Genomic DNA, 12940 nt, shown 5'->3' with positions numbered 1-12940 from the left:
TTGAAATAATGGAGAAATTTATCACCCATACCGGTACGGGAGTCCCGCTGCGGGCGTCCAACGTGGATACGGACCAAATCATTCCCGCGCGCTACCTCAAATCGGTCAAGCGCACAGGCTTTGCGGAAGGCCTGTTTTCCAACTGGCGCTCTGATTCCACCTTCGTACTTAACCAAGAGCAGTTCAAAGACGGCTCCGTCCTCTTTGCCGGCCGCGACTTCGGTACCGGTTCCTCCCGAGAGCACGCAGTATGGGCCTTGCGCGAATACGGCTTCAAGGCTGTCTTCTCCTCCCGCTTTGCGGATATCTTCCGCGGCAACTCAGGAAAGTCTGGTCTGCTTACCGGGCTGATGGAACAAGAAGACATCGAGCTTATTTGGAAGCAGTTGGAAGCCGGGGAAACCCAAGTCACGGTCGATCTGGAGGCACGCACCGTTCAGGTTGGTGAAAACACCTACTCATTCGACATTGATGACTACACGCGCTGGCGCCTGATGGAAGGCCTCGATGACATCGGCATCACCTTGCGCAATGAAGAGGCCATCACGAGTTTCGAGAACTCTCGCGCCAGCTTCAAGCCCGCGGTGCACGCGGAATAATCCAGCAGGTGCGCCCCATACTTTGGCGGGGGCGCACACCACCGCACCCGTGAACTGGGGTAGCGGTGGGGCAATGGACGAGTGACAAATATCAGCGGCGAAAGCGTAAAGCCGGGTTTATCCATTATGCTCTGAGGTATGACTTCGCCTTATTCTGGGTCACGCGACCATGATGGATACAATCACTACTCCCAACAGCCCTACTCAGGTGGGAAACCAGGGAATTTTAGTGAGCCATCCGCTACAGGCGGCATCGATGCCGTCAGCATTTTTGGCGATAGTTTCCGCTATTTCGGCCGCAATTGGGTGCAGTGGCTTTTTGCCCCATTAGTGCAAATGGTCGTCCTTTTCGTCGCATACCTCATCATCGCCGTAGTCCTTGCCGCCGGTGGCGGCTCCATTTCCATCGAGGCGTCGACCGAGACAGCCGTCTTGGACGGTTCCCTCGGCGTACTGGGCCTGCTATTACTCGCCCTCGCGGTAATTGCCCTGTTAATTGTCTATCTGTGGGCAAATGCAATCTGGTACCAAGCCGCTAACAAGCAGGTCAATGGCCAGGATTTGATGTTCGGGGATTTCTTCACGTTCAAAGGCATGGGCGGCATCATGCTGGCCTACCTCGTCACCAGCGTGGTCATCGGCATCGGCTTAGTCCTGCTGGTAATTCCCGGACTTTTCGCCCTGTTCTTCTGGTGGTGGGTCCCAGCCGTCAAGGCAGCGCGCCCAGACCTAGGCTTGGGTGACTGCTTTAAGCTTTCCACGGATATCGCAAAGAGGAACATCGGCACCACCTTGCTGGTCGGTATCGCGCTCATCATCCTCTACATGGCGCTGGGCTCAACCGTGGTGGGTGTTGTCGTGCTGCCGGGGCTCATGGCCTTAGCCCCCACCCTCTTCGTGCGCCGCAACCTCGGCATGCGCGGCTAGGGGCTAGGGGCTCGCGCGGCCCGAGCTATTTAGCGCACCGGCAGGGGGCTGGGAAGATAATCGGCGCCGGTTAATTCACCATTATTGAAGGACAAGACCCACACCGAGGCCTTTTTAAACTTCAATTCGTCCTGCGGCTTCTTGAGGAATTGCGGCGCTAAATCCTCGATGATGCCGGGGATGGTCTGGCCCTGGCTGATAATGACTGGTACCCCGCCGTCTTCTACAACGCGGCGGAAAGCCTTCTTGGCGGCCGCCGGGTTCTTTTCCCACGCCTCGTCGCCAAAGTCTTTATTAATGGCAATGTCTTTACCCAGTTCATCGGCAAGCGGCGCGGCGGTTTGCTGGCACCGATGCGGGCGAGCGGAATAGATCGCGGTGGGATGGAAGGCGGCCAGCATGGGCACGAGCATTTCTGCTTGGCGGCGCCCCTTCTTATCCAAAGGCCGCAGGTTGTCATCGCCCTCCCACTTCTTACGGTCATGGGCGTGGGCGTGGCGAACGTACAAGACGCGCGTTGTGGGGGCGAGCTGCAGTCGCTTTTGTGCCTTGGCGACGACGTCGTTGTCCACGTCATAGGACAAAAGCTGCTGTGCTTGGTCAATGGGGACCCAACGCAGCTCATCGGTCTCATCATTGGGGGTATAGGTGCCGCTGAGGTAGAACGCCGCCCAGTAATAGACCACCTTGGTGCGCCCCTGCACGGGGTAGGTGACCTTGCCAATCAACTTGCCCAGGCGCACGTGAAAACCGGTTTCTTCCTCAATTTCGCGGGCCGCGGTGGTGGGCAGAGATTCGCCTGGGTCCACCTTTCCCTTGGGCAGGGACCAATCGTCATAATGTGGGCGGTGGATGAGTGCGATTTCAGGGTTCGCGGCGTCGCCGCGCCAAACTACTGCGCCGGCGGCAAGGGTAGTGCGGGGAAATTCTTTGGCGGGATCCACCGGAATTTCTTGGTGCCGGCCGGAAATGAATTTTTCGGACTTTTTATCTTTATCGGTCTCGTGCATCTTCTTCGCGCTCGGCATAGCTTTTCGTGCCTTTCTTCGGTGAGTTAAAAATCGGCATTAACCTCATAATCATTGTTCCACGCGGGAGATCCCTGCCGCATCCTTGCCACGCCCAGAGTGATAAATGCCTTAAGGTGGAAATAATAGGAAAAACGTTTGGAGGAAGCCATGGTAAATGTAGCGGTGATGGGTGCCGGTTCCTGGGGCACCACCCTGGCCAAGGTATTCGCGGACGCAGGAAATGATGTCACCCTGTGGGCACGACGGACCGAATTGGCGGACGCGATTAATAAAACGCACACCAACCCGGATTATTTGCCGGATATTCACCTTCCCGCGGCGCTGCGCGCCACACACGACGAAGCAGAGGCGCTTTCCGGCGCGGATATCGTGGTCTTCGGCGTGCCATCGCAGTCTCTGCGCGCCAACGTGGAACGGTGGGCGCCCGCACTGCCTGAGGATTCCACGCTGGTTTCCATTTCCAAGGGTGTAGAAACAAGCACGCTCAAGCGCATGAGTGAAGTTATCGTGGATGCAGCCGGCGTGGATCCGCAGCGCGTGGCGGTGCTATCTGGACCCAACCTGGCTAAAGAAGTAGCGCAGGGGCAGGTTGCGGCTACGGTCATCGCCTGCACTGACGAAGAGCGCGCCAAGGCAGTACAGGCGGCCATCGCCGCACCCTACTTGCGGCCCTACACAAATACCGATGTCATCGGCGCTGAAATCGGTGGTGCTTGCAAAAACGTCATCGCCTTGGCCTGCGGCATGGCCTCAGGCAAGGGGCTGGGCAATAACACCATGGCCACGATGATCACCCGCGGCCTAGCGGAAATTACCCGCCTTGGCACGGCATTGGGCGCGGAGCCTTTCACTTTTTCCGGCTTGGCGGGTTTGGGCGATTTGGTGGCCACGTGTAACTCCACGCTCTCGCGCAATAGAACCTTCGGTTATCGCCTCGGTCAAGGTGGTAGCCTTGAAGAAGCGAAGGCGGCCACCAATGGCCAAGTGGCAGAGGGTGTGTTTTCTTCGGATTCCATCTTCCGCTTGGCCCAGCAGGCTGGGGTAGAGATGCCCATTACGGAAGCCGTCTACGGTGTGTGCCATCAGGGAATGGCGGTAGACGATATGATTATCGCCCTTATGGGTCGCTCCAAGAAGTCGGAGTAGCAGAAAGGTAAAATTATCGCCCATGACTGAAAAGACCCGCGTGGCCGTCCTTTACGGTGGCCGCAGTACCGAGCACTCCGTGTCCTGCGTATCTGCAGGCGCAATTATGAAGCACCTCGATCCGGAAAAATTCGAGGTGGTGCCCATCGGCATTACGCGCGAGGGCACGTGGACGCCGGGCGATACCGAGGGGCTAGAAATCGTCGATGGCGTCATGCCTGAGGTCAAGCGCGGCACGGAATTGGCGCTTTCTGCGGATCCTTCGCGCAAGGGCGAAATCCGCACGATTAGTAATGGATCGCTGTATGCCCAGGTCGACGTTATCTTTCCTATTCTCCATGGACCTTATGGCGAAGACGGCACCATGCAGGGGCTTTTTGAGCTCTCCGGCATCCCTTATGTGGGCCCTGGTGTATTGGCGTCCTCGGTGGGAATGGACAAGGAATTTACTAAGAAGATTCTATCCGCAGCGGGCCTGCCAGTGGCACCAGAGGTTATTGTCCAAGGGCGAACGGAATTAACCGCAGAGGAAAAAGACAGCCTCGGCCTGCCGGTCTTCGTCAAACCCGCCCGCGGGGGCTCTTCAATTGGAGTATCCAAGGTGAGCGACTGGGCAGAATTCCCAGAAGCTGTACGCATTGCCCTGGAAGACGATGCCAAGATTTTGGTCGAGCCAGAGATCGTCGGCCGCGAGGTGGAAGTCGGCGTCCTGCAATACCCGGATGGCGAGCTGATTGCCTCAGTGCCGGCCCTGCTCAAGGGCATAGATGATTCCGATGAGGGCTTCTATGGTTTTGAGACCAAGTACCTAGATAACGTGGTCACGGCCCAGATTCCCGCGCCTTTCCCAGAAGAACTCACGGCGCAATTGCGCGAAATGGCGATTCGGGCCTTTAGGGCGCTCAACTGCGCAGGCCTGTCCCGCGTGGATTTCTTCGTCACCGAAGAAGGCCTGTACATCAATGAGGTAAACACCCTGCCGGGATTTACGCCGATTTCCATGTACCCGCAGGTGTTGGCGGCCTCTGGCGTGGATTATCCCACGCTGCTTGAGGTCCTCATTGCCCGCGCCCAAGTCCGTACCGCGTAAAGCCCGTACCGCGTAACGTCGCGGTACGGCAGTCACGCTGGTTTTACCTTTCTGGAATGTGCTCCGCGGTGATATCGCTGAGGGCCACCAATGCTGCCTGCGCGGAATCCTGCGGGGCGTGCAGCGCCAGGTAATTCTCGCGGCCTAGCGCAAACCAGGTTCCCGCAGTCGTGCCTTGCGCCAAGGTCGTATCCTCAAACCAGGCGATATCGTTGACCTGCTGGAGCTGCACGCCCGCCTCGTAGTTTTCTGGCTGGGCGACGCCACAGCGCGCGACGATATCCTCGTACCCCTCAGAGCTCCACACGTAGGTGTCCTCATCGTCTACATCGCGGCGGTGGTAGCCATCAGCAATCTCATCCGGTAATGCCTTTTCTACCGCGGCGCAGCGGTCATTTTTTGCCGGTTTCAGATTGCGCAATGGGGCAGGGTGGGTCTCCGCTGGCTTATTCTCCAAGGTGGCAACGGCCTCGTTGAGGTCCTGCGGTTTTTCGTCATTAAAGGTCGTTACTGCCACGACGGGAAAGCGCTGGGTCGAGTACCAGGTAGAGAGGTTGGAGCCAGAGGTCGCATCCTTGACCTTGAACCACTGCTCACCGTCGATATCTTGCGTGGTGGAGTAATCGGTGTACTGGAAAGGCATGGCAACACCGCAGCGCGCCGTCACCTTTTCTTGGGAACTGGCGGCCCAGGCGGCAACGCCAGCGGGGACGGGTTCTGCAATATCGGCGCGCGGTTGGCCCATGGCTTCATCGGGAAGCGCATGCACAAAGTCCGTGCATGCCTGCGAATCGGCCTCCGGGGAATCGACCGGGGAGACCGCCACGGGGGCCTTGGCCGTGTTTGTGAATACGTATTTCGCGCCGAAAAGGACCGCTAAAACCATCACTATGGACAACCCAAGTGAAATGAAGATCGCGGTGCGGTTAAATTGGGATGTCATAGGGGCTCATTTTATCGAAAGGACGCCGGTGAACTTAAGTCAGACTCTCGCAGACGTGGGGGAGCAGGCGGTGATTCGAGAAATTACCGCGGCTGCCCCCAGCAGCTTGAATGGCGATGATGCTGCTGTGCTTTTCGGGGCACCGCCTAATTCACGCACAGTGGCCTCTACCGATTTGATGGTAGATGGCCGGCACTTCTTGCGGGAATGGTCCACCCCGCGCGAAATTGGCAAGAAGGCCATCCTGCGCAACTTCGCCGATATTGAAGCCATGGGAGCGCGCCCAGTGGCGGCGCTTTTAGCCATCGCCGCACCGGGGGATACGCCGGTGAGTTTTGTCAGGGGTGTGGCCAGGGGCATCGCCGAGCATTGCTCTTTCTACAACGCTGAGCTGGTGGGCGGAGATATTACGAAATCAGACTTGCTGGTCATCAACATCACTGCCATTGGCTTTCTGGGCGGCAGCCGGGCCGCGTTGACCCTTGATGCGGCGCGCGCGGGCCAGAAGGTCGTGGCCCACGGAGCGATTGGCCACGCCGCGGCCGGCTTGTCCTTGCTGCAGCGCTTTGGCCGCGATCTGCCGGCAGAGCATGCGGATTTATACCCGCTTATTGATGCCCAATGCGCCCCGTGGCTCAGCCCCGGCCGCGGTGTTATCGCCCGCGCCGCCGAGGTTACGGCCATGACCGATAATTCCGATGGCCTCATCCAAGACTGTGGGACCATGGCGCAGCGCTCTGGTGTACACATTGATTTGGATGCTGATGCCATCCAGCCCGATCCACTCCTGCACGCCGCGGCCGCCGTCCTCGAATGCGATCCGTGGGAGTGGATCCTTGCCGGCGGCGAGGACCATACCCTGATCGGAACTACCGCAAAGCAAGCGCCTTCAGGTTTCCGGGAAATCGGCACCGTCTCGCGCGGCAGCGGCGTTACGGTGGGCGGTAAACAACCCCGTTATGCAGAAGGGTGGGCAGGATTTTAGATATGCACCCGACTTACCATCCCTCGTGGGAACCGGTTCTCGCGCCGGTGCTGGAGCAGCAGTGGCCACGTATTTCTCATGCGCTGGACAACCAGGATTACCTGCCGCCGGCAGAAGACGTGTGCAGGGCATTGCAGATGCCGCTTGACGATGTCCGCGTGCTCATCGTTGGCCAAGACCCCTATCCCACCCCGGGCCACGCGATGGGGATGGCCTTTTCCACCAAGCCGGGGGTCAAGCCCCCGAGGTCCTTGGTCAATATTTACCGCGAGCTGTATGACGATGTGGGCGTTCGCGGGCGTGAGGACGGCGATCTAAGCGCCTGGGCCGACCAGGGAGTCTTGCTCCTTAACAGGGTGCTGACCGTGGCACCGGGCCAGGCGGGTTCGCACCGGCGTATTGGCTGGGAAGAGGTGACCGAGGCCGCCATCCGCGCCCTCAACCGCACCCCGATGGTCGCGATTTTATGGGGCCGCGATGCCCAATCCTGCGAGCGCTTCCTTCCCGATGTTCCCTGCATTACCTCCCCGCACCCTTCGCCGCTTTCAGCCAGCCGCGGGTTCTTTGGCTCCCGCCCATTTTCCCGGGCAAACGCCCATTTGCGGGACCAAGGCGCGCGGGAGATAGCGTGGGACTTGTAAACTATTGCGCATGTCATATCCCAGCACGCTGGACGCTCACGGATTGCGCAATTGGGCGCACCGCGCTGTAGGCGAGCTTTCCCATCGGCGCGCCGAAATTAACGCGCTCAACGTCTTCCCAGTGCCGGATTCAGATACCGGCTCGAATATGGCGCACACCATGGAAGCCGCCGTCGCCGAGGTGGAAAAGGCCGACGGCGACATTGCGGCTGCGCTAGCCATGGGGGCCGTGCGCGGGGCACGGGGAAATTCCGGGATGGTGCTCTCGCAGGTCCTGCGCGGAGTAGCGGAGGCCACCGTGGATTCCACCATCGATGGCGCCATCTTTGCAGCTTCGCTTATGCATGCGGTAGAGCTCGTGGACCGCGCGATTGCGGAACCGGTGGAAGGAACGGTTATTACCGTACTGCGATGCGCCGCAGAAACAGCGGAAAGCACCGCGCGGCAACCTAATTCCAGTTTTCACGGCGTCGTAGCGGATACTATTTCCGCCGCCCGCACAGCGCTAGCGGAAACACCCTCACAGCTGCCAGAGTTGCGCGCGGCTGGGGTGGTAGATGCTGGCGGTGCCGGCCTGGTCATCCTTTTAGAAACCCTCCTTGCAGAAATCGAGGGCACGACCAGCCACTCGCCCGAATCCATGCCGGAGACAGTCACCGAACTTGAGGTGGTCTTCTTTTTCGAAGGCGATAGCGCGGTACTGAAGGAGAAGATTGCTCCCTTGGGCACGAGCTTGGTCATCGCGCAGGCAGGCGAAGATAGCGCCTCCATCCACATCCATTCCACCCAGGCCGGTGCGGTCATCGAAACCGCCTTTGCCGCTGGATCGGTCAGCAACCTGCGCCTAGAGGCCCTTCCGGAAGCCCCTGCTCAGCGAGAAAACACTGACGAAGGTCATACGCGCACCGTCTACGCTGCGGCGCCCGCCGGCCCCATGGCCGAGCTTGTGCAGTCCGCCGGGGTTACGGTGGTCGAACCAGGAGAAACCATCCACGCGGCGGGCGAGGACATCGTTTTATCCAGCGGGCTAGAAGAACACGCAACTGCAGCGCATACCGTGGAGATTTCTTCCCTTGCGGCGGGGCTAGCCGCCATCTCCGTCTATGAGCCGGATAATGCGGATACCGCCGCGGTCGTAGAATCCATGCGTGATGCGGCGCAGTCGATGCGGGTGGCGCACCCAGCAGAAGAATCTGAATTAGCCATCGCGCAGATGTGCCGCCAGCTGCTTGCTGCGGGCGGGGAACAGGTCACGGTCATTAGCCCGCTTAACATCTCGCAAGAAGAATTGGCGGCAGAGCTCGGCGTCGATGTGGTGGCCTTGCAGGTGCCGGATATTCCCACCGAGATTGGGGTGGAATAGCGATGCTTGGCTGGCAGGATGACCGCCCTCTGACCGAGGTACTGGATAAAAAAGACGCCACGAAGATCACCAAAGCGTTGGGATATAAGACCTGCGGGGAACTCTTAGCGCACTATCCGCGCGATTACATTCGCCATAATCAAGACGTGGGGCTTGGCGATGCCGCCGAGGGCGATATCGTCACCGTCACCGGAACCGTAACGGGAATAACAACCCGCGATACGGGCAAGACGACTATCATCAACGTCCAACTCGATGGCCATATCATCGCCACGTTCTTTAACGCCATGTACGTCTTGCGCATGCTCCACCGCGGGCAGCGGGTGATGATGAGCGGGAAATTAAAATACTTCCGTCAACAGCCCCAGCTACAGCAGCCGGATTTCGTAGAAATCGATGCCTTCGGGCGCCCAGACGGGGAACTCGCCGCCTACCGCGAACAGGCGCCAGCGACGGGAAAGAAAAAGCCGCAGAAGGCAACCGGATCCCTGCGCAACCTATCCCAATTCGGCCGACTCGATAAATTATTGCTCGAGAGGGAATGGATACCGGTATACCCCGCCACGGCAAAGATCACCTCGTGGTACCTCATGGGGGCCATCCACTACGTGCTCTCGCACACCCCAACCATCCGGGAACCTTTAGATCAGCAGATGATTATCAGCCTGGACCAAGCGGTGCGCGAAATCCATGAGCCCGGCGCGGCTGGCCCACAGCGCGCGATCCAGCGCCTCAAGTACAACGAGGCGCTCTCCATTGGCTTGGTCATGGCGCTGCGCCAACGCGATGCGCACGCGCACACGGCGCCGACGATGCCCGCTATTTTGGGCGGCTTCCGCGAAGAGTTATTGACCCACCTGCCCTTTGAGCTCACGCAAGGCCAGCGCAGGGTCATCACTGAGATCGACGATGACCTGTCTGGCTCCTTACCCATGATGCGCCTGTTGCAGGGCGAGGTGGGCTCGGGAAAAACGATGGTCGCCACCTGCGCCATGCTGCAGGCCATCGATGCCGGGAGCCAAGCGGCGCTGCTTGCTCCCACCGAGGTTTTGGCTTCCCAGCACGCGGCCTCTATTGGCACGTCGGTTCCAGAAGGTGTCAAGGTTGTGCTCTTAACCGGCTCCATGCGGACCGCCGAGAAGCGCCAGGCCCTCCTGGATATCGTCTCGGGTGAGGCGAATATCGTCATCGGCACGCATGCCATCATTCAAGAATCGGTTGAGTTCTTCGATTTGGGGTTGGTGATCGTGGACGAGCAGCACCGCTTTGGCGTCGAGCAACGCGATAGCCTGCGCTCTAAGACGCGCGAGGGGATAAGTCCCCACGTCTTGGTCATGACGGCAACCCCCATCCCGCGTACCATCGCCATGACGATTTTCGGTGATCTCGCGGTATCGACGCTCGCTGAGCTGCCCGGCGGGAGAAAGCCGATCCAGTCCGCAGTGGTGGCGGAATGGCGGCCCATATGGGTGGCGCGGGCGCTCGAGCGCATCCGCGAGGAAGTGGCGCATGGCCACCAGGCCTATATCGTCTGCCCGCGCATAGAAGGCGAGGGCGGCGTGCTTGAATTGGCAGAACAGCTTGCCGCCGGCCCGTTTAAGGGACTGCGGGTAGATATCTTGCACGGCAAGATGCCGAATAAGGATGAGGTGATGACCTCATTTGCCCGGGGTGAGATCGATATCTTGGTATCGACCACGGTCATCGAGGTGGGCGTCGATGTTCCCAACGCCACGGTCATGCTCATCCGAGAGGCAGAGAATTTCGGCGTGTCCCAGCTGCACCAATTGCGCGGGCGCGTAGGGCGCGGCGGGAACGCATCGATTTGTCTGATGCATACGAAAGCGGAAGATAATTCGGCCTCGTATCGGCGCATAACCCAGATTGCCCAGACTTCATCTGGGTTTGACCTTGCGGAATTAGACCTTCGGCAACGCCACGAGGGCGATATCCTGGGTGCGGTGCAATCTGGCACGCACCGGACGCTGCGGTTGCTCAACCTTGCAGATGACCAAGATATTGTCGAGCGCACTCACGTGGATGCGTATGCAATGGTCCAGCGCAATCCCCAGTTGGCCGAAGAGCTGACGCGCAATTTGAGCCAAAGTGAGCAGGAATACTTGGAGAAAAACTAAGAGGGGATAGGCTATAGGTATGAAAATCTACGCCCCCTTCGCGGGCATCGTTCGCTGCCATGTCGACGTAGGCGAGAGAATTAACACTGGTCAAGAGCTAGCTACCGTTGAGGCGACGAAGCTGGAATCGCCCGTCGTGTCCCCAGGCCCGGGGACGATTTCTCGCATAGCGGTGGCAGACTTTAGCGATGTTATTGGCGGGGACTTAATTATGGAGATTGGAGAGGCGTAAATGACGCGGATTATTGCAGGCGAAGCGCGGGGGCGGACTATCAAAGTTCCAGCGGAGGGAACGCGCCCGACCGCTGATCGCGCAAGGGAAGGCCTGTTTTCTTCGTTGAATGCCCGTTGGGGATTCCCAGGCTCCAAGGTGCTTGACCTATTCGCTGGATCCGGCGCCTTGGGGTTGGAAGCATTAAGCCGTGGGGCAGACGAGGCAGTGCTGGTGGAGTCCAACCCTGCGGCGGTGTCCATCATCAAGCACAACATAGGCGTGGTGAAGCATCCCGGTGCTCGCGTGGAGGAAAGGAAAGTATCTACGTACCTGGCCAGCGCCCCGCGCGGCTACTTCGACATGGTTTTAGCGGATCCGCCTTATGCGTTTGACGATGTCGCCGGGCTCATCGCCGCAATAGAGCCAGCGCTGACTGATAGCGCGATGGTGGTCATCGAACGCCACGTCGAATCGCCCGAGACCGACTGGCCAGAAGGGTTTGTGCCGACGGGGCAGAAATTAAAGAAGCGTACCTTCGGCATCGCGCGTATGGATATGGCAGTCTATACCCGTCCCGGTACCGACGATGCCGATGACACCTTAGATAACTAGAGAAAGCGATATTTTATGACCACAGCCGTGTGTCCCGGGTCTTTTGATCCCATCACTCTTGGCCACGTCAATATTTTTGAGCGCGCCAGCCAGATGTTTGATGAGGTTACGGTGCTTGTTACTGGCAACCCAGAAAAGCCTTCCGGGTTATTTAGCGTGCACGAGCGCATGGACCTCATCCGCCAGAGCGTGGATTCGCGCATTAACGTGGATTATTGGTCCGGCCTGCTCGTGGACTATACCTCGCAGCACGGCGTTGACGTTTTGGTCAAGGGACTGCGTTCTTCCTTGGACTATGAATACGAACTGCCGATGGCGCAGATGAACAGGCGCTTGTCCGGCATCGATACGGTCTTTTTGCTTACCGATGAAAAGTACGGCTACATCAGCTCTTCGCTGTGCAAGCAGGTCGCGCAATTCGGCGGTGAGGTCACCGGCATGCTTCCTGATCCGGTAGTACAAGCGGTGAAGGAAAAATACCGCCGATGATATTGGCGCTGATTATTTTTTCCGTCGTTGTCGCGGGATCCACCTTGCAACGCGTCTCCGGCATGGGGCTTGGCCTTATTGGTGGGCCCATTCTTATGTTGGTGATGGGCCCGGTAGAAGGCATCTTGGTGATCAACGTCTTGGCGGCGGTCAATGCTCTGCTTACTACGGTCACTGTCCGCCGCAATGTGAGCTGGAGAATGTTCGGGCTCATCGCGCCCGTGATGATTATCGGTTCTCTGGCGGCCGCGGCGTTGATTAGCAAGATCGATACCGCAGGGCTATTGATAGTGGTGGGTGCAGCGCTTCTTATCGCCTTGGCGGTGGTGACTTACGGCGGTAAGTTCGTCCCGCCGATGGCAGGCAAAGGACCGGCCATTTCTGCGGGCATCCTTGGCGGTTTTACCAATACCCTGGCGGGAGTGGCAGGCCCGGTTATTACCGTCTACGCCCAGGCGGCCAAATGGCCGCAAGCCATGTATACGGCGACCTTGCAGCCGATTTTTGTGGTGGGTGGAATCTTTTCCGTTATCACCAAGACCGCGCTCGGTGCTGCGACATTCGATGGCCTGCCCTGGATCATTTGGCCCGCAGGCATTGCCGGAATGTTCATCGGCATCTGGCTGGGCTCGCGCATCGCGCATGTAGTCTCCAGGGATATTGCGCGAGCATTGTCGCTATCGGTAGCTAGCCTCGGCGCTCTCAGTGCGCTGATTCGTGGCGTCGTCACCTACGGTGCCTAGGGCGCGGCTGGCACCGCGCGAG

General features: G+C 59.0%; 14 protein-coding genes. 12 read left to right on the top strand and 2 right to left on the bottom strand.

Annotated features, from left to right (window positions below):
* Positions 1–8: 8 nt before the first annotated feature.
* Both leuD and ABRP95_RS05130 read left to right on the top strand, forming a co-directional pair.
* Positions 9–599, top strand: a complete 591-nt coding sequence (leuD, locus tag ABRP95_RS05135; RefSeq protein WP_296088524.1) for a 3-isopropylmalate dehydratase small subunit — start codon at positions 9–11, stop codon at positions 597–599.
* Between the two features lie 138 nt (positions 600–737).
* On the top strand, positions 738–1526 hold the full coding sequence (locus ABRP95_RS05130) for a hypothetical protein (protein WP_349839054.1): 789 nt from the start codon (positions 738–740) through the stop codon (positions 1524–1526).
* Between the two features lie 29 nt (positions 1527–1555).
* Here ABRP95_RS05130 and ABRP95_RS05125 read toward each other — a convergent pair whose 3' ends face one another.
* Complete coding sequence (locus ABRP95_RS05125; protein WP_349839053.1) at positions 1556–2554, bottom strand: NUDIX hydrolase; 999 nt, start codon at positions 2552–2554, stop codon at positions 1556–1558.
* Positions 2555–2704: 150 nt separating this feature from the next.
* On the opposite strand from ABRP95_RS05125, the gene ABRP95_RS05120 reads away from it, so the two are divergent.
* The gene (locus ABRP95_RS05120) at positions 2705–3703 is read left to right on the top strand and encodes an NAD(P)H-dependent glycerol-3-phosphate dehydrogenase (RefSeq protein WP_349839052.1); all 999 of its coding nucleotides are present in this window, start codon (positions 2705–2707) and stop codon (positions 3701–3703) included.
* 22 nt (positions 3704–3725) lie between these two features.
* Entirely contained in the window at positions 3726–4793 is a 1068-nt protein-coding gene (locus tag ABRP95_RS05115; protein WP_349839051.1) for a D-alanine--D-alanine ligase family protein, read from the top strand.
* Positions 4794–4836: 43 nt separating this feature from the next.
* Here ABRP95_RS05115 and ABRP95_RS05110 read toward each other — a convergent pair whose 3' ends face one another.
* Positions 4837–5736 carry a DUF3515 domain-containing protein gene (locus ABRP95_RS05110; protein ID WP_284782973.1) on the bottom strand — a complete coding sequence of 300 codons (900 nt, stop codon included), beginning with the start codon at positions 5734–5736 and terminating at the stop codon, positions 4837–4839.
* Here ABRP95_RS05110 and ABRP95_RS05105 point away from each other — a divergent pair.
* The 8 genes from ABRP95_RS05105 to ABRP95_RS05070 are packed head-to-tail and all read left to right on the top strand — an operon-like array spanning position 5684 to position 12918.
* A complete protein-coding gene (locus tag ABRP95_RS05105) occupies positions 5684–6721 on the top strand; it encodes a thiamine-phosphate kinase (protein WP_284770518.1) in 1038 nt (345 codons plus the stop codon). The genes ABRP95_RS05110 and ABRP95_RS05105 overlap by 53 nt on opposite strands.
* Before the next feature lie 2 nt (positions 6722–6723).
* The gene (locus ABRP95_RS05100) at positions 6724–7362 is read left to right on the top strand and encodes a uracil-DNA glycosylase (protein WP_284770517.1); all 639 of its coding nucleotides are present in this window, start codon (positions 6724–6726) and stop codon (positions 7360–7362) included.
* Between the two features lie 10 nt (positions 7363–7372).
* Complete coding sequence (locus ABRP95_RS05095; protein ID WP_284770516.1) at positions 7373–8725, top strand: DAK2 domain-containing protein; 1353 nt, start codon at positions 7373–7375, stop codon at positions 8723–8725.
* A 2-nt stretch (positions 8726–8727) separates the two neighbouring features.
* Positions 8728–10860 carry an ATP-dependent DNA helicase RecG gene (locus ABRP95_RS05090; protein WP_284770515.1) on the top strand — a complete coding sequence of 711 codons (2133 nt, stop codon included), beginning with the start codon at positions 8728–8730 and terminating at the stop codon, positions 10858–10860.
* A gap of 19 nt (positions 10861–10879) precedes the next feature.
* Complete coding sequence (locus ABRP95_RS05085; RefSeq protein WP_284770514.1) at positions 10880–11092, top strand: acyl-CoA carboxylase biotin carboxyl carrier protein subunit; 213 nt, start codon at positions 10880–10882, stop codon at positions 11090–11092.
* Complete coding sequence (gene rsmD, locus ABRP95_RS05080) at positions 11093–11686, top strand: 16S rRNA (guanine(966)-N(2))-methyltransferase RsmD (RefSeq protein ID WP_284770513.1); 594 nt, start codon at positions 11093–11095, stop codon at positions 11684–11686.
* A gap of 15 nt (positions 11687–11701) precedes the next feature.
* On the top strand, positions 11702–12175 hold the full coding sequence (gene coaD / locus ABRP95_RS05075) for a pantetheine-phosphate adenylyltransferase (RefSeq protein ID WP_005280301.1): 474 nt from the start codon (positions 11702–11704) through the stop codon (positions 12173–12175).
* Complete coding sequence (locus ABRP95_RS05070) at positions 12172–12918, top strand: sulfite exporter TauE/SafE family protein (protein WP_284782978.1); 747 nt, start codon at positions 12172–12174, stop codon at positions 12916–12918. The genes coaD and ABRP95_RS05070 overlap by 4 nt, the downstream gene beginning before the upstream one ends.
* The last annotated feature ends 22 nt before the right edge of the window (positions 12919–12940 follow it).

Source organism: Corynebacterium sp. KPL2895 (genome assembly GCF_040225815.1).
Classification (GTDB): domain Bacteria; phylum Actinomycetota; class Actinomycetes; order Mycobacteriales; family Mycobacteriaceae; genus Corynebacterium; species Corynebacterium rhinophilum.
Note: the sequence above shows the minus strand (reverse complement) of the source record. Positions and strands in the feature narration are given on the sequence as shown.